22 protein-coding genes and 1 tRNA gene are annotated in these 20,941 nt (G+C 66.8%); 10 read left to right on the top strand and 13 right to left on the bottom strand.

Annotated elements, in window-relative coordinates; all coding sequences use genetic code 11:
* Nucleotides 1-34: 34 nt before the first annotated feature.
* On the top strand, nt 35-1,564 hold the full coding sequence (locus tag ACP7AR_RS07510) for an NAD(P)/FAD-dependent oxidoreductase (RefSeq protein WP_426184294.1): 1,530 nt from the start codon (nt 35-37) through the stop codon (nt 1,562-1,564).
* Between the two features lie 114 nt (nt 1,565-1,678).
* Here the strand turns inward: ACP7AR_RS07510 and ACP7AR_RS07505 are convergent.
* Nucleotides 1,679-1,751, bottom strand: a tRNA-Leu gene (locus ACP7AR_RS07505).
* A gap of 57 nt (nt 1,752-1,808) precedes the next feature.
* Between ACP7AR_RS07505 and ACP7AR_RS07500 the strand changes: the two genes are divergently transcribed.
* The 3 genes from ACP7AR_RS07500 (at nt 1,809) to ACP7AR_RS07490 (ending at nt 4,990) form a co-directional block, all read left to right on the top strand.
* Nucleotides 1,809-3,044, top strand: a complete 1,236-nt coding sequence (locus tag ACP7AR_RS07500) for an alanine racemase (RefSeq protein ID WP_426184291.1) — start codon at nt 1,809-1,811, stop codon at nt 3,042-3,044.
* Nucleotides 3,041-4,354: a D-arabinono-1,4-lactone oxidase gene (locus ACP7AR_RS07495; protein WP_426184289.1), complete on the top strand. Its 1,314-nt coding sequence runs from the start codon at nt 3,041-3,043 to the stop codon at nt 4,352-4,354. The genes ACP7AR_RS07500 and ACP7AR_RS07495 overlap by 4 nt, the downstream gene beginning before the upstream one ends.
* A 69-nt stretch (nt 4,355-4,423) precedes the next feature.
* Entirely contained in the window at nt 4,424-4,990 is a 567-nt protein-coding gene (locus ACP7AR_RS07490) for a LemA family protein (protein WP_033104860.1), read from the top strand.
* A gap of 85 nt (nt 4,991-5,075) precedes the next feature.
* Here the strand turns inward: ACP7AR_RS07490 and ACP7AR_RS07485 are convergent, their stop codons facing one another.
* Nucleotides 5,076-5,945: a hypothetical protein gene (locus ACP7AR_RS07485; RefSeq protein ID WP_426184287.1), complete on the bottom strand. Its 870-nt coding sequence runs from the start codon at nt 5,943-5,945 to the stop codon at nt 5,076-5,078.
* Nucleotides 5,946-5,967: 22 nt separating this feature from the next.
* A complete protein-coding gene (locus ACP7AR_RS07480; protein WP_426184284.1) occupies nt 5,968-7,230 on the bottom strand; it encodes a winged helix-turn-helix domain-containing protein in 1,263 nt (420 codons plus the stop codon).
* An 80-nt stretch (nt 7,231-7,310) separates the two neighbouring features.
* Here ACP7AR_RS07480 and ACP7AR_RS07475 point away from each other — a divergent pair, with 80 nt between their 5' ends.
* Entirely contained in the window at nt 7,311-8,504 is a 1,194-nt protein-coding gene (locus ACP7AR_RS07475; RefSeq protein ID WP_426184281.1) for an AI-2E family transporter, read from the top strand.
* Nucleotides 8,501-9,730 carry a threonine ammonia-lyase gene (gene ilvA / locus ACP7AR_RS07470; protein WP_426184278.1) on the top strand — a complete coding sequence of 410 codons (1,230 nt, stop codon included), beginning with the start codon at nt 8,501-8,503 and terminating at the stop codon, nt 9,728-9,730. The genes ACP7AR_RS07475 and ilvA overlap by 4 nt, the downstream gene beginning before the upstream one ends.
* On the opposite strand, the gene greA is transcribed toward ilvA, so the two are convergent.
* Nucleotides 9,727-10,218 carry a transcription elongation factor GreA gene (greA, locus tag ACP7AR_RS07465; protein WP_426184276.1) on the bottom strand — a complete coding sequence of 164 codons (492 nt, stop codon included), beginning with the start codon at nt 10,216-10,218 and terminating at the stop codon, nt 9,727-9,729. The genes ilvA and greA overlap by 4 nt on opposite strands.
* Before the next feature lie 92 nt (nt 10,219-10,310).
* The gene (locus tag ACP7AR_RS07460; RefSeq protein WP_426184274.1) at nt 10,311-10,697 is read right to left on the bottom strand and encodes a DUF4307 domain-containing protein; all 387 of its coding nucleotides are present in this window, start codon (nt 10,695-10,697) and stop codon (nt 10,311-10,313) included.
* 68 nt (nt 10,698-10,765) lie between these two features.
* Here ACP7AR_RS07460 and ACP7AR_RS07455 point away from each other — a divergent pair, with 68 nt between their 5' ends.
* Nucleotides 10,766-11,068 (top strand): hypothetical protein, encoded by a 303-nt coding sequence (locus tag ACP7AR_RS07455; RefSeq protein WP_426184272.1) that lies wholly within the window; start codon nt 10,766-10,768, stop codon nt 11,066-11,068.
* Nucleotides 11,069-11,075: 7 nt separating this feature from the next.
* Here ACP7AR_RS07455 and ACP7AR_RS07450 read toward each other — a convergent pair whose 3' ends face one another.
* The 3 genes from ACP7AR_RS07450 to trhA form a co-directional block, all read right to left on the bottom strand.
* Nucleotides 11,076-11,843: an SDR family NAD(P)-dependent oxidoreductase gene (locus tag ACP7AR_RS07450; protein ID WP_426184270.1), complete on the bottom strand. Its 768-nt coding sequence runs from the start codon at nt 11,841-11,843 to the stop codon at nt 11,076-11,078.
* Nucleotides 11,843-12,316, bottom strand: coding sequence for an S-ribosylhomocysteine lyase (locus ACP7AR_RS07445; protein WP_426184268.1), 474 nt, complete (start codon nt 12,314-12,316; stop codon nt 11,843-11,845). The genes ACP7AR_RS07450 and ACP7AR_RS07445 overlap by 1 nt, the downstream gene beginning before the upstream one ends.
* Before the next feature lie 101 nt (nt 12,317-12,417).
* Entirely contained in the window at nt 12,418-13,152 is a 735-nt protein-coding gene (trhA, locus tag ACP7AR_RS07440) for a PAQR family membrane homeostasis protein TrhA (protein ID WP_426184266.1), read from the bottom strand.
* Between the two features lie 99 nt (nt 13,153-13,251).
* Between trhA and ACP7AR_RS07435 the strand changes: the two genes are divergently transcribed.
* The 3 genes from ACP7AR_RS07435 (at nt 13,252) to ACP7AR_RS07425 (ending at nt 16,794) form a co-directional block, all read left to right on the top strand.
* Nucleotides 13,252-14,031 carry an isoprenyl transferase gene (locus ACP7AR_RS07435; RefSeq protein ID WP_426187684.1) on the top strand — a complete coding sequence of 260 codons (780 nt, stop codon included), beginning with the start codon at nt 13,252-13,254 and terminating at the stop codon, nt 14,029-14,031.
* Between the two features lie 101 nt (nt 14,032-14,132).
* A complete protein-coding gene (locus ACP7AR_RS07430; RefSeq protein WP_426184263.1) occupies nt 14,133-15,242 on the top strand; it encodes an aminotransferase class V-fold PLP-dependent enzyme in 1,110 nt (369 codons plus the stop codon).
* Nucleotides 15,243-15,519: 277 nt separating this feature from the next.
* A complete protein-coding gene (locus ACP7AR_RS07425; protein ID WP_426187682.1) occupies nt 15,520-16,794 on the top strand; it encodes a PhoH family protein in 1,275 nt (424 codons plus the stop codon).
* A 94-nt stretch (nt 16,795-16,888) separates the two neighbouring features.
* Here ACP7AR_RS07425 and ACP7AR_RS07420 read toward each other — a convergent pair whose 3' ends face one another.
* The 5 genes from ACP7AR_RS07420 to ACP7AR_RS07400 all read right to left on the bottom strand — a co-directional run bounded on the left by ACP7AR_RS07420 (nt 16,889) and on the right by ACP7AR_RS07400 (nt 20,927).
* Nucleotides 16,889-17,716: a DUF559 domain-containing protein gene (locus ACP7AR_RS07420; protein WP_426184261.1), complete on the bottom strand. Its 828-nt coding sequence runs from the start codon at nt 17,714-17,716 to the stop codon at nt 16,889-16,891.
* Nucleotides 17,717-17,918: 202 nt separating this feature from the next.
* On the bottom strand, nt 17,919-19,340 hold the full coding sequence (locus ACP7AR_RS07415) for a class II fumarate hydratase (RefSeq protein ID WP_426184259.1): 1,422 nt from the start codon (nt 19,338-19,340) through the stop codon (nt 17,919-17,921).
* Nucleotides 19,337-20,026, bottom strand: a complete 690-nt coding sequence (locus tag ACP7AR_RS07410; protein ID WP_426184256.1) for a carbonic anhydrase — start codon at nt 20,024-20,026, stop codon at nt 19,337-19,339. Before ACP7AR_RS07410 ends, ACP7AR_RS07415 begins: the two co-directional genes overlap by 4 nt.
* Complete coding sequence (locus ACP7AR_RS07405; protein WP_426184253.1) at nt 20,023-20,664, bottom strand: DUF4245 family protein; 642 nt, start codon at nt 20,662-20,664, stop codon at nt 20,023-20,025. Before ACP7AR_RS07405 ends, ACP7AR_RS07410 begins: the two co-directional genes overlap by 4 nt.
* A complete protein-coding gene (locus ACP7AR_RS07400; protein ID WP_426184251.1) occupies nt 20,661-20,927 on the bottom strand; it encodes an exodeoxyribonuclease VII small subunit in 267 nt (88 codons plus the stop codon). Before ACP7AR_RS07400 ends, ACP7AR_RS07405 begins: the two co-directional genes overlap by 4 nt.
* Between the last annotated feature and the right edge of the window lie 14 nt (nt 20,928-20,941).

The following is a 20,941-nucleotide window of genomic DNA, read 5'->3' as shown; positions in this document are numbered from 1 at the left end:
TAGGAGTTGTCCTTCTGTGCCTGAGAACAGCACTGTGCCCAAGATTCTGATCGTCGGCGGTGGCTACGCGGGCTTCTATACGGCCTGGAAGCTCGAGAAGCACCTCCGCAAGCGCGAAGCCGACGTGACCATGGTCGACCCGCTGCCGTACATGACGTACCAGCCGTTCCTCCCCGAGGTCGCCGCCGGCTCGATCGAGGCGCGGCACGCCGTCGTCGCGCACCGACGTCACCTGAAGCGGACGCATGTCGTCACCGCCAAGGTGACCGGCATCGACCACGCGAACAAGGTCGCGACCATCACGCCTCCCGCCGGTGACCCGTACGAGTTCGAATACGACCAGATCGTGGTCACGGCCGGAGCGGTGTCCCGCACCTTCCCGATCCCCGGCATCGCCGACAACGCGATCGGGCTGAAGACGATCGAAGAAGCCGTCGCCGTACGCGACAAGCTGATGTCGAACTTCGACAAGGCCGCTTCGCTGCCCGCCGGGCCTGAGCGCGATCGCCTCCTCACCACTGTCGTCGTCGGCGGTGGCTTCGCCGGCATCGAAGTCTTCGCCGAGCTGCGATCGCTCGCGTCTTCGCTGCTGTCGAAGTACCCGCAGCTGCGCTTCGAGGACACCCACTTCCACCTCATCGAGGCGATGGGTCGCATCATGCCCGAGGTCTCGCTGAAGACGAGCGAGTGGGTGCTGAAGGATCTCGCCAAGCGTGGTGCCAACGTGCACCTCGACACGCAGGTGCAGGGTGCGGTCGACGGAAACGTCGCCATCTCCACCGGCGAGGTCATCCCGACCGACCTGATCGTCTGGACCGCCGGTGTCATGGCGAACCCGACCGTCGTGCGCGGCGGCGACCTTCCTATCGAAGAGCGCGGGCGCATCCAGACCCGTGCAGACCTGCGCGTCGGCTCCGCGGAGGAGTTCGTCGAAGGCGCCTGGGCTGCGGGTGACGTCTCCGCTGTCCCCGACCTCTCCGGCGGTGGAGTCGGCGGTTACTGCGTCCCGAACGCTCAGCACGCGGTGCGTCAGGCGAAGCTTCTCGCGAAGAACCTGGTGGCCGTGATCCGTGGCGAGGGCACCAAGGATTACTTCCACAAGAACCTCGGCGCAGTCGCCGGCCTCGGCCTCTACAACGGCGTGTTCCAGTCCGGCAACCTCGCCCTCAAGGGCTTCGTCGCCTGGATCGCGCACCGCGGCTACCACGGGCTCGCAATGCCGACGTGGGAGCGCAAGTGGCGCGTGCTGTGGGACTGGTGGAACAACCTGTGGCTCGGCCGTGACCTCGTGAACCTGCAGACCGTGCAGAACCCCCGTTACGTCTTCGAGGAGTTCGCCGCGCGTCCGCGTCCTGCGGCGGATGCTGCGCCCGCTGCTGCTGCGAAGCCCGCTGACGTCAAGGCCGAAGCGGCGCCGGCAGCTGCAACCAAGCCCGCCGCGGCGAAGAAGGCTCCGGCCAAGGCCGCCGTCGCGGACAACGCCGCAGATGACAAGGCCGAGACGGCTGCCCCTGCGAAGAAGCCGGCTGCGAAGAAGACCACGACGAAGGCTCCGGCGAAGTAGAACCGCCGCTTGCTTCGCCACCGGCCCATGTCGCGCATCACGTCGCGATATGGGCCGGTTCTGTTCTTGCCGTGTATGCGCATCGGTCGTTCTCCGCACCACGGCCTCCGACTGTGCCCCCACTGGGACTCGAACCCAGACTGAAGCGATTTTAAGTCGCCTGCCTCTGCCATTGGGCTATGGGGGCGTGCCATCACAGCCTAGCTTCGCGTCCGTCCGGGAACCGACGTCGTATGGTGGGGGAGTGCTCGACCTCACCGCTGACCTGAGCCGTACTGCCGCCCGCCCGCGCGACTGGGAGAACCCTGCGCTCTGGTGGCCGAGGCTGTCGGATGCCACCGCGCATCTTCCGGCGCCTGTCGCGGTGATCGACGTGGATGCGCTGCGTCACAACGCGATGGATCTGCTGGTACGTGCCGGCGGCATACCGATCCGTGTCGCGTCCAAATCTGTACGGGTGCGGACGGTGCTCGACGCCGTGCTGCGCATCCCCGGTTATCGCGGCATCCTCTCATTCTCGCTCGCCGAAGCGCTCTGGCTCGCCGAAACCCATGGCGACATCGTGCTCGGGTATCCGACCGTCGACCGGAAAGGTCTCGAGAGGCTGGTTCACGATGAGCTCGCCGCATCCCGGATCACCCTCATGGTCGACGACATCGCTCATCTCGACCTGATCGACGCCATCGCATCGCCCGACCGGCGTGAGCCGATACGGGTGGCCATCGACGCTGACGCCTCATGGCGCTCAGCGGCCCTCGGACATATCGGCGTGCGCCGATCGCCGCTGTTCACGGCCGCCGACGTGTCGGGCTTCGCTCGTGCGATCACACGTCGACCTGGGTTCCGTCTGGTCGGCCTGCAGATGTATGAGGCTCAGATCGCAGGTCAGGGAGACGACGGTTCTGATGCACCGTTGATCCGCATGGTGCAGGCCCGGTCACGGGCAGAGCTGCGCAACCGTCGCGCCGAGATCGCGGATGCTCTCACCGCTGTCGCACCGCTGGAGTTCCTCAACGGCGGAGGCACCGGCTCGTTGGAGTTCACCGGGAGCGATGAATCGGTCACCGAGGCATCTGCGGGCAGCGGACTGCTCGGCGGGCATCTGTTCGACGGCTACCGATCCTTCCGGCCTGCACCCGCCAGCGCGTTCGCGTTCGATGTCGTGCGCCGTCCGTCCGATGACATCGCCACGGTGCTCGGCGGGGGCTGGATCGCATCTGGTCCCGCCGTGGCTTCGCGCCAACCTCGTGCGGTCTGGCCGCAGGGCCTGCGCACGATGGCGCGTGAAGCCGCCGGCGAGGTGCAGACGCCGTTGCAGGGCGCTGCAGCACGCACGCTCAGGATCGGCGACCGGGTCTGGTTCCGCCATGCGAAGAGCGGCGAACCGGCCGAACGCATCGCCGCGTACCACCTGGTGTCCGGCGGCGAGGTCATCGATGAACTGCCGACGTACCGCGGCGAAGGAAAGGCGTTCCTGTGACGCGCCCGGGCGGCACGTGGCAGAACTGGGCGCGCTCGGCGTCGGTCAAGCCGACGAGCGTGGAGCGTCCCCGCACCCCGGAGGGCGTGCAGCGCGCGGTGCAGGCGGCGGTCGCGCACAACCTTCAGGTCAAGGCGGTCGGCGCCGGTCACAGCTTCACCGGTATCGCGGTCGCTCCGGGGGTGCTTCTCGAGCTCGATGACATGCAGGGGCTGGTATCCGTCGACACCGACCGTGCACGTGTGACGCTGCTCGCCGGCACTCGGCTGCACCGCATCCCTCGTCTGCTCGCCCCGTACGGCCTCGCGATGGAGAATCTCGGTGATATCGACCGTCAATCGATCTCCGGTGCGATCTCCTCCGGCACTCACGGAACGGGTGCGCGTTTCGGGGGGCTCGCGGCGCAGGTGGTCGGCGCGACGTTGGTCGCAGCCGACGGGGAGTTCATCAGAGTGGACGACGACGAGAACGCGGAACTGCTCCCGGCCGTTGCGCTGGGGCTCGGCGCACTCGGAATCCTCGTCGATGTGACGCTGCAGTGCGTCCCCGCCTTCGTCATGCACGCCATCGACGAGCCTGCACCGCTCGACGAGGTGGTGACCACACTCGAAGAGCGTGCCTCCGCATTCGATCATTTCGAGTTCTACTGGTTCCCGCACACAGAGGTCGCTCTCACGAAGCGACAGACCAGGTTGCCGGAGTCGACGCCGCGCAAGCCGTTGCCGACGGCGGGCAGGTGGATCGATGAGACTCTGCTCTCCAACGGCGTGTACCGGATGGTGTGCGCCGCGGGACAGGTCGTTCCGGCGATCACGCCCCCGTTCAGTCGCCTCGCCGTGAAGCTCACTGGCGACCGCGAGTACACCGACCGTTCGCACCGGGTACTCACACAGAGCCGGAATGTGCGGTTCCGCGAGATGGAGTACGCGTTGCCGGCCGAGAACGTGATCCCTGCATTCCAGCAGATCAGGGAGCTCATCGCCGAACGTGGCTGGAAGATCGAGTTCCCGGTCGAAGTGCGCTTCGCCGCAGCTGATGACCGCTGGCTCTCCACTGCGCATGGACGGGAGAGCGGGTACATCGCGGTACACCGTTACTGGCGCGCCGACCCGACGGCGTACTTCGAGGCCGTCGAACGCATCTGCCTCGAACACGGCGGACGCCCGCATTGGGGCAAGCTGCACACTCTGGACGCAGAGCAGTTGCGTGAGCGCTATCCGCGGTTCGACGATTTCGTGGCCTTGCGCGACCGGCTGGATCCCGATCGACGGTTCGCGAATCGGTATCTCGACCGAGTGCTCGGAGAGTGACGCGTCGCCCAGTTCACGCGCAGGCACGGTGGCTAGTATGAATAAAACTCATGAAGGGGGTCATGTGCCATGGAATGGCTCATTCCAGTTCTGATTGTCGTCGCCGTAGTGGTGCTCATCGGCATCTACTTCTGGGCGACCTACAACTCCCTCGTGCAATTGAACGTCCGCGTCGACGAGGCGTGGAGCGGGATCACGGTGCAGCTCAAGAGACGCGCCGACCTGATCCCCAACCTCATCGAGACCGTCAAGGGATACGCGTCGCATGAGAAGGCCGTATTCGAGAACGTCACCCGTGCCCGCGCGGAGACTCTTTCCGCGACAAGTCCAGGTGAGGCCGGAATCGCCGAGGGTCACCTGCAGCAGGCGCTGAAGAGCCTGTTCGCGGTCGCTGAGGCGTATCCGCAGCTGCAGGCCAGCCAGAACTTCCTTCAGGTGCAGCATGCGCTCGTCGACACCGAGGACAAGATCCAGGCTGCCCGCCGCTTCTACAACGGCGGCGTACGCGAGCTGAACACCAAGATCAAGGTGTTCCCGAACAACCTCTTCGCGCGTGGACTCGGCTTCACCGAGCGGGAATTCTTCGAGGTCGCGGACAACGCTGCGATCTCAGAACCGCCGCGAGTTCAGTTCTGACACGAGAAGCCGCACGGCGCCGCGGCGCATTGAGGCTTCTCGTGTCACTGCTGAGCGAGCGACAGCGCGTTGACACCTCGGTCGCTCACCAGACGTTCAGCACGATGTCGTCGTCGGTGAACGCCACGTCTCCGCGCACACTCCAATTCGTCGATCGATACGTGAGCGTCTTCTTCGATCCGTCGAACGCGGTTCCGTCGACAGTGGCGACGAGCACCCCGTCGTCCGCCTGGAACGCTGACGGGGTGAGCGAGATCACCGGCATCTTCTCGATGCGGAAGCGGATCTCGCTCATCGCAGAGAAGTCGGCCGCCCACGGGATCGTGATGCCGCAAGACGGCGGAGCTTCAGAGGTCGGCTGTGTGCATGTCGCGAGGTGCTCATCGAGCTGAGTCTGCGCGATGTCGACGGCCTCAGGGCGAAGGGCGGCGTCGACGTCGACCTGCTGCGTGCTACCGGGAAGCACCTCGATCGTGGCGCTGCCGTCGAGGAACTCCACTGGCGTGGCGCTCGCGTCGTACACGGCCGGCAGGAGCGCAGTCGTACCGGCCGGCAGCACGGTGTCGGTGAGTCTGACCGGAACGGTGAACTGCACCGATCCGAGCGCCGATGCCGCCTCCGGCACCCAGCGCCCGTCACGCTGAGACAGGGTCAGCGTGCTCTCATGTCGAGCGCCAGCGAGTTCGTACGACACCACGACGACGGCTGTTCGATCGTCTGCCGTCGAAGACTCGACTGCGCCGCCGCTGAGGTGGTCGCTCGCGTCGGCGAACGCCGACGCCGACGTTGCAGGGAGGTCGACGCCTGTCGCTTCCGCCGCGGTGACGTCGCCGTCGGCCAGCGCCTGCAGATACGCCAGAGCCTCGTCTTCGGGGCTGCCGCGCGGGATCAGGAACCATGCGAGCGCCGCTGCGACAAGCACGACCGCGATCGCGCCGCCGACGATCCGCGGCATGCGCCTTCTCACGACCGCTGCCTCACGCTGACTCCTGCCGGGTGTGAACGTGGCGCCTCACACCCCCGCGTTCGACGTGCAGGGCACCTGCCACGGCATCTGCGGCGTCGCCCCAGCCGGAGACCGAGACGTTCTCCAGCCCCTGCCAGGTGGCGGCCAGCGCGAGTTCACGTGCCATCGGCTCGGCGTCTTCTGCGCGGGCCTGCGGCTCCCACCACGCAGACTGCACCTGGAGTGTCGACGACGCCCTGTCTGCTTTCAGATCGACGCGCGCGACGATGCGGTCTCCGACCAGCACGGGCAGCGAGTAATAGCCGTAGCGCCGCTTGTGCGCCGGTACGTAGATCTCGATGCGGTAGTCGAGGTCGAATGCCCGTAGCGCTCGATCTCGGAACCAGACCACAGGGTCGAACGGGGTGAGGATCGCCGCCGCCTCGATACGGCGGGGGAGTACGGCATCACGGTGCAGCCACGCAGGCACCTGGCGACCGCCGCGTTCCCAGCCGCGTACTCGGACAGGCTGCAGATCACCGTTGTCGACGAGATCGTCGATCGCCGCGCGGACGGCCTTGCGATCTTTGATGCGGTAGTAGTCGGCCAGGTCGGACTCCGTCGCGACGCCGGAAGAGCGTGCTGCGCGGTGGATGAGCTCGAAGATGGCTTCTTCTCGGGGCACGACGCGCTCGCGCACCTGCGCCGGGATCACCTGCTCCTCCAGCGCGTAGTGCCGCTCGAACCCGCGACGGCCGCTGATCGCGACGTCTCCAGTGCGCCAGAGATGCTCGAGAGCGAGCTTCACGTCGTCCCAATCCCACCAGGTGCCGCGCTCGCGCGGTGCATCCGCCCGCAGCTGGGCGGGCCGCAGCGGGCCTTGAGTGCGCAGCTCGTCCTTCACCCAGGCGACAGTGCGCGTGTTCTGGCTCAGCCACGACTGCGGGTCCGATTCCCAGCGCCTGCGGAACGCCTCCATCCGGAATCGCCACAGCGACCAGTCCTCCACCGGCACGAAGGTCGCCTCGTGGGCGAGGTATTCCACGTAGTGAGTGGTGCGGGAGAGGAAGACGCGGTCCAGCAGCGCCGGGTCGTATGCGCCCAATCGCGAGAAGAGCGGCAGGTAATGACTGCGTGCGAACACGTTGACGGAATCGATCTGCAGCACGCCGAGACGCTCCATCGCACGATGCACGTGGCGAGCAGCGACGGCAGTCGTCGGGCGACGCCGTGTGAAGCCCTGGGCGGCGAGGGCGACACGGCGAGCCTGCGCGGCACTGAGAGTCTCGGTCACGCCGTCAGCGTATCGCTCGCCTCCGACATGGACGCTGCGCCCTCGCAGCATCCGCTCAGCCTCGCAACTAGACTGACCACATGACGGATGAGCAGCGCCCTCGCAAGCGCGATCTTCTGTGGGGTCGCATGCCGACCGACCGCACGGTCACGACCGAGGCCGACAACGCGGTACCGCTGTCATTGCGCGTCGCGGCCGGCTACGCCTGGAGGCTGCTGCTGATCGCCGCCGCCGCCGGCGTCGTCGTCTGGCTGGTCATCCAGCTGAAGCTCCTCGTCATCCCCTTGCTGGTCGGCATCCTCATCACGGCTCTGCTGTGGCCGGCCTTCGAACTGATGCTGCGCAAGCGTTTCCCTCGATGGCTCGCGATCCTGATCGTCCTCATCGGCACCCTCGCGATCGTCGCGGGTCTGCTGTGGCTCGTCGGATGGCAAGTCGCACGCGAGTGGCCATCCGTGCAGAAGAGCACGATGCAGGCTGTAGAGGAGTTCCAGAAGTACTTGATGGATGGACCGCTGCATCTGTCCGCCGGTCAGATCCAGGACTACATCGACCAGGGCTTCGCGCTCATCCAGGAACAGGCGCAACTGCTCTGGTCCGGGGCGCTCGCCATCGGCTCGACCGCCGGTCATGTCCTCGTCGGCACGTTGCTGACGATCTTCGTCCTGATCTGCCTGCTCGCCGACGGCGGCGGCATCTGGCACTGGACCACGAAGCTCTTCCCTCGCGATGCACGACCCGCCGTCGATGCGGCCGCACGTAACGGCTGGCGGACAGTCGTCAGTTACGCGAAGACCCAGTTGCTCGTCGCGACGATCGACTCGATCGGCATCGGTCTCGGTGCCTTCCTGCTCGGCGTCCCGCTGGCGATCCCTGTGGCGGTGCTCGTGTTCCTCGGTGCGTTCATCCCGATCGTGGGTGCGGTGGCGACCGGCGCAGTGGCGGTCTTCCTCGCGCTCGTCTACAACGACCCGTGGAACGCGTTCTGGATGCTCGTCGTCGTGATCGGCGTCCAGCAGCTCGAAGGCCACATCCTGCAGCCGATCCTGATGGGGTCCGCCGTGAAGGTGCACCCGCTCGCCGTCGTGCTCGTGGTCGCCGGCGGTTCGATGATCGCAGGAATCCCCGGCGCGCTGTTCGCTGTTCCGCTGGCGGCGTTCGTGAACGTCGTCGCCGTGACTCTCAGCAGCGGTTCCTGGAAGACCGGCAGACAACCAGCCGGTGATCTGATCTGGAGTACAGTGCCGCGCGAGCGGCGTCGGAGGAATACATGAGTGCAGTCCCCAGTCTGGCCGAGTTCGAAGAAGCCGCACGGGGGCTGGAGCGAGTGATCTCGCACACGCCGACCCTGCCGTCGAGGGCACTGTCAGACATCCTCGGTGAGACCGTCGTGCTGAAGATGGAGAATCTCCAGCGCACCGGATCGTTCAAGATCCGTGGCGCCGCGTACCGGCTCTCGCGGCTCACGGCAGAGGAACGAGCGCGCGGAGTGGTCGCGGCATCCGCAGGCAACCACGCGCAGGGTGTCGCTCTCGCTGCGCAGGCGCTCGGGATTCCCGCAACCATCTTCATGCCTCTCGGGGTGCCGGTGCCCAAGCTGCTCGCCACCCGTGGGTACGGCGCTGAAGTCGTGCTCGAAGGCGAGACCGTCGCGACCTCGCTGCGACTCGCCGCCGAGTTCGCGGAGCGCACCGGTGCGGTGATGATCCACCCCTTCGATCACCGCGACGTGGTGATCGGTCAGGGCACGTTGGGCCTCGAGCTGATCGAGGACGCGCCGGATGTCGACACGATCCTCGTCGGTATCGGCGGCGGAGGACTCATCGCGGGCGTTGCCGCCGCTGCGAAGGCTGCGGCGGCGAAGGCCGGACGCACGGTGCGCGTGATCGGCGTGCAGGCGGAGAACGCCGCCGCCATGCCCCCGTCGCTCGCCGAAGGCCATCCGGTCGAGATCGAGACGCTGCCGACCATCGCAGACGGCATCCTGGTCGCGAAGCCCGGCGCCGTGCCTTTCGAGATCATCCAGGATCTCGTCGACGAGGTCGTGACCGTCACCGACGACGACATCGCGCGCGCGATCCTCGTACTGCTGGAGCAGGCGAAGGTCGTCGTCGAGCCGGCAGGCGCCGTCGGCGTCGCCGCGATCCTCGCAGGCAAGGTCTCCGGTACAGGAAAGACGATGGCAGTGCTGTCCGGTGGCAACATCGACCCGCTGCTTCTTCAGCGCGTCGTGTCGCATGGACTGGCGGCATCCGGTCGCTATCTGACCATCCGCATCCCGCTGCCCGACCGACCCGGCCAACTCGCCAGGGTCTCCGAACTCGTCTCCCAGGCCGGCGCGAACGTCATGGAGGTCATGCACACCCGCCATGGCCAGGGCCTGCAGATCAGCGAAGTGATCCTGCAGATGAGCATCGAGACCAGGGGAGCGGAGCACACCGAGCTGACGCTCGACACGCTGCGACAGGCCGGCTACGACCCGGTCGTCGTTCCGGACTAGCCCGCGTACGTCTCGACGTTCGTGACCTCGACGGAGATCGACTTGCCGTTCGGGGCCTCGTAGCTGGTCTTCTCGCCGACCTTGAGGCCGAGGATCGCCTGGCCGAGGGGGCTGGCCTCGCTGTACACGTCCAGGTCGCTCCCGGATGCGGCGATCTCGCGGCTGCCGAGGAGGAAGACCTCCTCGCCACCGGCGACGAGCGCCGTGACGACGGTGCCCGGCTCGACGATGCCGCGGCTGGCGGGAGCCTCGCCGACCTTCGCGGTCTTCAGAAGCTGTTCGAGCGTGCGGATGCGCGCCTCCTGCTTGCCCTGCTCGTCCTTCGCGGCGTGGTATCCGCCGTTCTCCTTGAGGTCGCCCTCTTCGCGGGCGGCTTCGATGCGCTTCGCGATCTCGTCGCGACCCGTTGTGGAGAGAGTCTCGAGCTCAGCGACGAGCCGATCGTAGGCCTCCTGGGTGAGGAAGGGTACCTGAGCGTCTGTGGACACAGCGTGCTCCTTTGTCGAACGCCCTTCAGGGCGGTGGGGATATGCCAAGACGCCCCGGCAAGTGGCCAGGGCGTCGGTTGTCTCAGGGGAGTCTATGCGACCCAGCAGGAGTTCACCAAACCTGTCGTGGCTTCGGCGACCGTCGGCACCGTCGCCGTCAACTGCTGCATGTGGCTGTCCGTGGCGGGTAGCTCGACGATCTTCCAACCCACGACGCCGAACTCCTCATCGAGCGCTTCCACAGCGCACGCGATGTCTCTGCCCTGAGGTGCCGTGACCTGGAAGCGCACGGTGACGGTGTGCTCGTCGACGAGCTCGTAGCTCAGATCATCGGCATCCACCGCGTTGACCGACTGCGAGACGGTCATCCACGACGCGATGACGATCACTACCAGGGCGATGACACCGCCGATGATCCATGACGTACGCCTGCGGCGTCCGCGACCGTATCGTTCATCGAGCTCGAGTGCAGTCGTCACGGGGCGGGGCTTTCGGTCGTTAGGCTTGTGGTTCCAGGTTATGCGACCTGCGCATGAAAGGCGGACACATGCTCGTGCTGTTCGGGACAGAGACTCCGATTCCGACGCCGACGATGACCGTCGAGCCCGATTCCGTCACGCCTGGTCCCGCGGGATTCCTCGTGATCGTGGTCGTCGTGATCGCCGTCGTCCTGCTCATCTGGGACATGAATCGTCGAATCCGACGGGTGCGCTACCGCGAAGAGGTGCGCGAAGAACTCGACGCGGAAGAGGCAGCAGGCCGGGATGCGCAGGCTTCGGACGCCGGCACCGCCGTCGATGCGGACGACGACGGCGAAGCACCATCCGCGAAGGACGATCCGGGGCGCTGAGCCCCGCTCAATGCATCGTCATGCCGCCGGTGACGTTGAGTGCCTGGCCGGTCATGTAGCTCGCCAGATCGCTGGCGAGGAACAGCGCCACACCGGCGACGTCCTGTGTCGTACCGGTTCGGCCGAGAGGCACCTGAGAGCGGTCTTCGTCTGCGACCTCTTCGGCGGTCATACCGCGGATCGCGCCACCCTCGATGCGCTCGCGGTGCTTCATCGGCGTCTCGATGATGCCGGGGCAGATCGCATTCACCGTTATGCCGCGCGATGCGAGTTCGACGGCCATGGTCTTCGTCACGCCCAGCACTGCATGCTTGGAGGCGACGTACGCCGTCATGCCGCGGTAGCCGTTCTTGCCGGCCTGCGATGAGATGAAGATGATCCGTCCGGTCCGGTCCGCGGCGACGAGTCTGCGCGCGACGCCGCGGGCCACGAGGAACGAGCCCTTCGCGTTGACATCGAGGTTGCGATCCCAGTCGCCGACCGTGGTCTCGGTCGCGTAGCCCATCGTCGACGTGCCCGCCGCCGTCACGACCACGTCGACAGTGCCGATGGCCCGGGCGACGGCATCCAGAACGCTCTCCACTGCGGTCTCGTCGCTGACGTCGAGCCGCACCGCCCACGCGCGCTCACCGGTCTGATTCAACCCCGCAGGCAGGCTCAGATCGGCGCTGACGACCGTGGCGCCCTCTGCGAGGAACGCGTCCACCACGCCGGCGCCGATGCCGCTGTTGCCACCGGTGACGAAGACGACTCGAGAACTGAGTTCGTCGAACATCACACTCCTACGCGCTCGAACGCGTCGAGGCTGATGCCCTGTTCGAGAATGCGCGTGGACCATTCCCGCGCGCTGTGCAGACTGTGGTCGCGGTAGTTTCCGCAGCTGACCGCGTCGACTCCGGGAACGTCTTCCCAGGTGATGTCCTCGGCGATCGCCGTGAGGGCGACGCGGACGGCAGCCACAACAGCTGAGACGCTCGGCTCGCCCCACGTGATCAGGTGGAAACCGGTGCGACAGCCGAACGGGGAGATGTCGATGACGCCTTCGAGATGGTCGCGCAGCAGGCTGGCGAGCACGTGCTCGATCGTGTGCAGACCGGCGGTGGGGATCTCGCCCTCGTTCGGCTGCACGAAGCGCACATCGAAGTTCGAGATCGCGTCGCCTCTGGGGCCGCGCTCGGTCTGGATCAGACGGACATACGGGGCGCGGACGGCAGTGTGATCGAGCGTGAAGCTCTCGACATCGGCCATGAGGATCTCCTTCGTCGTTCCGGGTGCACGCCTGGCAGGCTGCACCGCGAATCTATCTGCGGATGCCGGCGAGATCACATCCTGTTGCGAACTGTTGCTTATCAGCCTGGCAGACCCAGCGACGGCGTGTAAGGCGCCATCGAGATGAGCAGGCAGGCGGTCCAGTGGCACAGGAACGCGAGCACCGTGCAGAGGTGGAAGATCTCGTGGAAGCCGAAATGGCCGGGCCATGGGTTGGGCTTCTTCATCGCGTAGATGACGGCGCCGCCGGTGTAGAGCAGCCCACCGACGACGACCAGCACCATCATGGCGGCATTCGCGTTCCACAGGTCGACCAGGTACATCATCGCCGCCCACCCGAGCGCGAGGTAGAGAGCGACGTAGAGCCAGCGCGGCGCGTTGATCCAGAACACCCGGAACAGGATGCCGAGCAGAGCACCGCTCCACACCAGGATGAGCAGAAGAGTGCCCTTCTCCGGGACCAGGGCGTTGACGGCCAGCGGAGTGTAGGTGCCGGAGATCAGCAGCAGGATGTTCGCGTGATCGATGCGCTTGAGCACCAGCTTGGTCTTCGGACTCCAATCGATGCGGTGATACAGCGCGGAGTTGCCGAACAACAGCAGCGAGCTCGCCATGAAGACGGCGGCGGCCCACTTCGCGGCGGCGCCGTCCGCGAGCACGATGAGTGCGACGCCGGCCACGATAGCGACCGGGAAGGTACCGGCGTGCAGCCAACCGCGCCAGGTCGGCTTGACCTCGACAAGGGCGTCTGCGTGTGCGTCCTCCAGCAACGGGAGCTCGGGGACGGGGGCGGAGTCGGCGTCTGAAGTGCTCACGTGCTCACTCTAAGCCGCGGTTCGAGTCGACGATGTACTTGCAGCCGGACTGCGCGCTCACAGGACGGACGCGCCTCGGCGCGATAACGTGGGCAGGTGATTGCACGTTCGAGCGAGGGCAGGGGGCCGCTGTACCGGCTGTACGGCAAGAGGCTCCGGCGACAGTTGGATCCGGCATCCGTCCCGCATCACGTCGCGATGATGATCGACGGCAACCGGCGCTGGGCGCGTCAACTGGGTCTCGAATCCCCGGCGGACGGGCATCGCGCAGGTGCGGCCAAGATGCGCGAGTTCCTCGGCTGGTGCGACGACATCGGGGTGCGCGTCGTCTCGCTGTACCTGCTCTCCAGCGACAACCTGCGAAAACGCGATTCGAAGGAGATCGCCGACCTCATCGAGATCATCGCCGAGCTCGCGGAGACCCTCGCCGAGAACGGCGACTGGCGGGTGAAGCACGTCGGCCGCTCCGACATCCTGCCCGAGGAGCTGGCACGTGTGCTGCGCGACGCGGAGGAGCGCACCACCGGTCACGCCGGACTGCATGTGAACCTCGCAGTCGGCTACGGCGGACGCAACGAGATCGTCGACGCCGTGCGCTCGATCATCGCCGAACACGATGCGTCCGGCGGCACGCTGGAGGATCTTGCGGCACATCTCACCCCCGAGATGATCGGCGAGCATCTCTACACCGGCGGCCAGCCCGACCCGGACCTGGTCATCCGCACGAGCGGAGAGCAGCGGCTCAGCGACTTCCTCCTCTGGCAGAGCGCGCACAGCGAGTTCTACTTCGTCGAAGCCCTGGGCCCCGATCTGCGTCAGGTCGACTTCCTGCGAGCGATCCGCGACTACGTCGACCGTGATCGGCGCTTCGGACGCTGATCGATCGCGGCGCTCGCTTGCTGAGCCTGTCGCCGGCTCGCTGAGCCTGTCGCTTGCTCGCTGAGCCTGTCGAAGCGTCGCTCGCGTGGGAGAATCGACTGGTGAGCACTTTCGACGACTATCTCGCCACTTTCGACGGCGATCCCGGCTACCTGAACTGGGCAGCATTCGGGCCGATCTCGCCGACGGTGCGCGCCGAGGTGTTCGCAGACGCCGACCTGCTGGGCAGCGGCCGGCCTTCATCGCTGGCACTCGTCAGCGAGCGCTTCGGTGAGGCACGCGACCTCGCCGCCGAACTGCTCGACGTCGACGCCGAAACGGTGACGCTGCAGCCCTCGGCGACGCACGGCCTCATGCATGCGTTCTACGGGCTCAAGGGAACGGTCATCGCGTCGTCGGCGGAGTTCCCGAGCATCAGCATGACGCTCGAGCGTGCCTCGCAGACGTCGGCGGGCGAACTCGCTCCGCGCTGGATCGACCCTGAGCACACCTTCGTCACACCGGATGCCGTCGCAGAGGCTCTGGACGATGACGTGACCGCGCTCGCGGTCAGCCATGTCGACTTCCGCACCGGCTACCGGGCAGACCTCGCTGCGCTGCGCGACGTGCTGGGTCCGGATCGCCTGCTGATCGTCGACGCCGTGCAGTCGTTCGGTGTCGTGGACGATGACTACTCCGTGGCCGATGTCGTGGCCGGGCACGGCTACAAGTGGTTGCGCGCCGCGCGGGGCACCGGCTTCACCTCCTTCTCCGCCAAGGCGCGAGAGCGCATCGCACCCGTGCTGTCCGGCTTCGCCGGTGTGGAGGGCGGGCTCCCCGTCGACGAGCTGCCTGCGCCGGCAGCATCCGCTCGCGCCTTTGTCGTCGGCAACGCCGATCAACTCGCCGTCGCTCGTCTCGCGATCGGTCTGCGCGACGTGCGCGAGGCGGGCGTGGCGGTGATCGATGAGGCCATCGGGGAGCGCGTCGACCGCATCCTCGAGACAGCCGACCGTCACGGCATCGCGGTGCTGACACCGCGGGCGAGGAACGAGCGCGCCGGCATCGTCACGCTCGCGCCAGAAGAACCAGCCGCCCTGTCCGCAGCCCTCACGAACGCGGGCATCGTGGCCACCACCCGAGGTGCGACCGTGCGCCTCGCCGCGCATGCCGGCACGAGCGACGAGACGCTGCGCATGCTCGACGAGGCGATCGGCACGCTGGGGGCTTAGCGGCGTTCACCCGGAGTTCACCGATCTGTGGGGAATCGCTGGCGTGTCTTCACCCTGTGCGGCGCCGGGTGGTCGTACGTTCTAGGCATCGGGCACGGTGCCCGTTCGAGTCGGCCTTCCGGATCGCGACTCGTGGCCCCTGGTCGACTCGTGGCATAGCCGGGAATCAGTCCCGGGTCGGGAGTGGGTCGTGACCACACGTACAGCACAGCAGTCCACCCGTCAGTCCTCGCGTCGGGCATCCTCAGGGAAGCCCGATCAGGACCTTCGCACCTACGTGCTCGACACTTCGGTGCTGCTGTCGGATCCGCAGGCGTTCTTCCGTTTCGCCGAACATTCGATCGTTCTCCCGGTCGTGGTGATCACCGAGCTGGAGGGCAAGCGTCACGATCCGGAGATCGGCTACTTCGCACGGCAGGCGCTGCGCCACCTGGATGAGCTGCGCATCGAGCACGGACGACTCGACTTCCCCGTGCCGATCGGCGAAGGCGGCACGTTGCGCGTCGAGCTGAACAACACCGACGGATCGGTGCTGCCCAGCGGCATCCGTCTGGGTGACAACGACAGCCGCATCCTCGCGGTGGCCATGCACCTGGCAGAGGACGGCCAGGACGTCACGATCGTCTCCAAAGATCTGCCGATGCGGGTCAAGGCGGCATCCCTCGGCATCTCCGCCGAGGAATACCTCGCCGAGCAGGCTGTGGACTCGGGGTGGACCGGTATCGCGAACCTCGACCTCTCCGGCGACGAGATCAGCGACCTGTACGAGAGCGAGGTCGGGATCAGTGAAGACGCTCGCGGTCTTCCGATCAACACCGGCCTCATCATCCACTCCGAGCGAGGATCGGCGCTCGGCAGGATCACCGGCGACGGCGAGTACCGGCTGGTGCGCGGCGATCGCGAGGTGTTCGGGATGCATGGCCGTTCGGCCGAGCAGCGCATCGCGATCGACCTGCTGATGGATCCCGACGTCGGCATCGTCTCACTCGGCGGCCGCGCCGGCACCGGCAAGTCGGCGCTCGCGCTGTGCGCCGGGCTGGAGGCAGTTCTCGAGCGACAGCAGCAGAAGAAGATCATCGTGTTCCGCCCGTTGTTCGCCGTCGGCGGGCAGGAGCTCGGATACCTTCCCGGTGACCAGGGCGAGAAGATGGGCCCGTGGGGTCAGGCGGTGTTCGACACGCTCGGATCGGTGGTCTCCGGCAACGTCATGGAGGAAGTCGTGGAGCGCGGCATCCTCGAGGTGCTTCCGCTGACGCACATCCGGGGACGCTCGCTGCACGACGCGTTCGTGATCGTGGACGAGGCGCAGTCGCTGGAGCGCAACGTGCTGCTTACGGTGCTGAGCCGCATGGGTCAGAACTCGCGCGTCGTGCTCACCCACGACGTAGGTCAGCGCGACAACCTGCGCGTCGGCCGTCACGACGGCATCGCCTCGGTGATCGAGACCCTGAAGGGCCATGACCTGTTCGCACATGTGACGCTGATGCGATCGGAGCGCTCGGCGATCGCCGCCCTCGTGACGGAGCTGCTGGAGGGCGGGGAGCTCAACTAGGCGGCGGGGTGCACCTGCACGATTCGGGAACGGATGCACGAGCCATCCGCCCGACTGCTCGTGCAGGTGTACCTCAGTCGTGCGGATGTGCCCGTCAGCCGCGCATCCGGCGCATGGCGCCGACGATTGCCGACTGCACCGTCGGCCAGTCATGGATGATCTGCGCGTAGTCGAAGCGCAGGGTCTCATATCCGAGTCGGGATGCTGCGGCATCCCTGACCAGGTCCTTGTGGCGTAGCACCTCGCCGTCGTGGTTCTCCTTGCCGTCAGCCTCAAGGATCAAGCGTCCATCGATCACGAAGTCCACCTTCCCCACGCCGTTTATGACGACCTGGCAGTCGAGGCGGATGCCGAGGATATGCAACCTCAGGCGCAGGAGCGACTCGAGCCCGCTGTCCGCGTCTGATCGCGCGAGATCGACGAGCCAACGAGCGGATGCCGGAAGCGCCGCCCGCACGCGCGATCGGGCCGACTTCGACAGCAGCCGCTTGCGCCGGGCCGACTCCAACGCAGTGAAGAATGCCTCTTCTCCCGCACATGAGTAGAGATGGACGAGGGCCGTCTCGACGTCGACGACTCCGAACCGGGTGCGCCCTCGGAAATGGTGGTCCATGCACGAGCAACCGTGATGGGAGTGCGTGCGTCCGTTGTCTCCGAGCCAGACGTGCGTGCCTGGTTCCTCGAGAACCCAGACACCGTGGAAGCGAAGCGCAGAGCCGCATGTCAACGCGCCGCCATGAGCGGCTGCGGCACGGACTGCGGCATCCGTTCGTGGGACGGCGAAGATACCAGGGCGCACTCGTTCGATGCGCTTCCGGGAGACCTCCTGGGCAAGCCGCTTGCGCGAGATGCCGACCTTCTGCAGTTGTGTGCCGCGGGCGATGCCGCCCATACGGCTGATGACGGTGACTGGATCGAGCATGGCACGACTGTGCCTGAAGCGCGCACGCTCCGAGGCTCGATCGGGGCGAATGTGGACAAGACGACGCGTGCGACCGCGGTGGAGAAAGAGTCACCCAGGTACAGACGCACGGCCCGGGCACGGATGCACGATCCGATCAGAAGAACAGTCGTGCAGGTGTACCCGGGTCGTGCAGGCGTGTCCGAAGCCGAGGCCGGAGAACTCAGCCCGGGTGGGTCATGCTCAGCAGGTTGAGCTTCTCGTCCAGCTGGGCTTCTGTGAGCTCGCCGCGCTCGACGTAGCCGAGGTCGATCACGGCGTCGCGCACCGTGATGCCCTGGGCGACGGCGTGCTTGGCGATCTTCGCCGCTGCCTCGTAGCCGATGAGCTTGTTCAGCGGCGTCACGATCGACGGGCTCATGCCCGCGAACGCGGCAGCGCGCTCGGTGTTGGCGACCAGACCGTCGATGGTCTTGTCTGCGAGAACGCGCGAGGCGTTCGCGATCAGGCGGATCGACTCGAGCAGAGCGGTGCCCATGACCGGGATCGCGACGTTCAGCTCGAAGGCACCGGATGCTCCGGCCCAGGCGACGGTCGCGTCGTTGCCGATCACCCGCGCGCAGACCATCAGCACGGCCTCGGGGACGACGGGGTTGACCTTGCCCGGCATGATCGACGATCCCGGCTGCAGGTCAGGGATGTGCAGCTCGCCGAGTCCTGTGTTGGGACCGGAGCCCATCCAGCGCAGGTCGTTGTTGATCTTCGTGAGCGACACGGCGATCGTGCGCAGTGCGCCGGAGGCCTCGACCAGACCGTCACGGTTGGCCTGAGCCTCGAAGTGATCCTTGGCCTCGGTGATCGGCAGTTCGGTCTCCTCCGCCAGCAGGGCGATGACCTTCTGCGGGAATCCGAGCGGGGTGTTGATTCCCGTGCCGACGGCCGTGCCGCCCAGGGGCACCTCGGCGACGCGGGGGAGAGCGGACTGCACGCGCTCGATGCCCAGGCGGACCTGACGCGCGTAGCCTCCGAATTCCTGGCCGAGGGTGACGGGCGTCGCGTCCATGAGGTGCGTGCGGCCGGACTTGACGGCGTCCTTCCACAGCTCCGCCTTCGCCTCGAGTGCAACGGCGAGGTGGTCCAGCGACGGGATGAGCGTGTCGATGAGCGCCTGGGTCACAGCGATGTGCACCGAGGTCGGGAACACGTCGTTCGATGACTGCGACGCGTTGACGTGGTCGTTCGGGTGCACGGCAGAGCCGAGGATGCTGGATGCGATGGACGCCAGAACCTCGTTCATGTTCATGTTCGACGAGGTTCCGGAGCCGGTCTGGTACGTGTCAACGGGGAATTCCCCGTCGTGCGCGCCGGAGGCCACGCGGTCGGCCGCTGAGGCGATCGCATCTGCGATGGCACCGTCGAGGGTGCCGAGTTCCTTGTTCGCGAGTGCAGCGGCCTTCTTGATACGCGCGAGGGCGGCGATCTGCGCCGATTCCAGGCCCTTGCCGGAGATCGGGAAGTTCTCCACTGCGCGCTGCGTCTGCGCACCGTACAGCGCCTTCACTGGCACGCGGACCTCGCCCATGGTGTCGTGCTCGATGCGGTAGCCCTGCGACTCTTCGCCGCTGCGCTGGTGTGTATCGGTCACTGCGATCCCTCCTCGGTTGCGGGGACGTCGATCCCCTTGGTGTCGGTTTCCACTGTGTCGATTCCCACAGAGATGGCGGGCACGGCCGTGCCTTCGGCAAGACGGTAGTTGGCCCCGACGATGCCGAGTCTGCCCTCGGCGACGGCGTCGCTGATCAGCTCCGACGACTGCAGCAGGTTCGCGACCGTGTTGCGGAGGTGCTCTCGTCCGACCTGCTCGGCGTCGATGTCGGCCGGCGATGTGCCGCCGTTCTCCGCCAGGACCTTCCGGGCTGCGGGGATGATCGGCGCGATCAGCTTCCAGATGTGCGGCGGAAGCGGCGTCGCGTCGATCGCGGTGCCGTCGATGGCTGCGCGCACCGCGCCGCACTCGTCATGGGCGAGCACGACGATGAGCGGAACCTTGAGGATCTCGACCGCGTACTCCAGGCTTCCGACGATCGACTCGCCGATCACCTGTCCGGCATTGCGAACCACGAACAGGTCGCCGAGGCCGAGATCGAAGATGATCTCGGCGGCCAGGCGCGAGTCCGAGCAGCCGAACAGCGTGGCGACCGGGTTCTGCTGGTGGGCGAGATCGTGACGCCGCTCGACGTCCTGATTGGGATGGCGCGGCTCCCCGTTGACGAATCTGCGGTTGCCGTCGAGCATCTGCTGCCAGGCTGCTGTGGGGGTGAGCGTCGTCATGAGGCCTCCGCGATGGCGTTGATCTGAGGAACGAGGGACTCTGCGAGTTCGGCTGTCGAGTCAGCCGACCGTGAGCCGTAGAGCAGGACGTAGTCGTCGCCCGCCTGCGTGCCGATCGCATACGACACGTTGTCCTTCGTGTCGCTGCCCAGCGAGTAGACATCCCACTCGAACCCGCCGATCTCGGTGGTGTCGGTGGCGGCGGTTCCGCCCAGCATCTGCGGCGCCCACGACGAGTCGTCGTCGAAGGCCTGTGCGACGCGGATGAACCCTCTTTCATCTTCCGCGGCCGGTGCCAGCGTGATGTTCCAGACGACAGTCGCCCCGCTCTGCAGCTCGGCGTCATTGACCCGCCAGAAGCCGTCGAGCTCCGGGACGATCGCGGGCCGGTCCATGGTCGATTCGACATCCTGCGCGATGGCGGCGACGTCGACCTTCGTCTCGGACGCGCGCTCGCCGCGAGGGACGGCGAAGATGACGACGGCGACCACGGCCAGGGTGATGAGAAGCGCGGCGATGAGGTTGCGGAAGTTCTGGCTCGCGCGGTAGCTCTTGCTGAACTCCGCCTTGCGTGCCGCGGTCTCCTCAGGCGTCTCGGGGCGTCCGAGTTCGGCGACGATCGGAGCGCTCTTGCTCACGAGTCGTCCTCGCCGGACGGGGCGGACGTCGCTGAGGTGTCGGATGCTGCGGCGCGAGCCTGCTCGAGTCGGCGCTTCGCGCCCAGCAGCCACTCCTCACAACGGGCCGCGAGTGCCTCGCCGCGCTCCCACAGGGCCAGGGAGTGCTCGAGTGTCGGTGCGCCCTGTTCGAGTTCGGCGACCACGCGCACGAGCTCGTCGCGCGCGGCCTCGAACGACAGGGTCTCGACAGGGGAGTCGGTCGGCGCAGTCACGGTTTCCATCCTACGTCCCGCAC

The sequence above is a fragment of the Microbacterium sp. TWP3-1-2b2 genome, from assembly GCF_049896145.1.
Taxonomy (GTDB): Bacteria; Actinomycetota; Actinomycetes; order Actinomycetales; family Microbacteriaceae; genus Microbacterium.
This window is presented reverse-complemented; position numbering and strand designations above follow the sequence as displayed.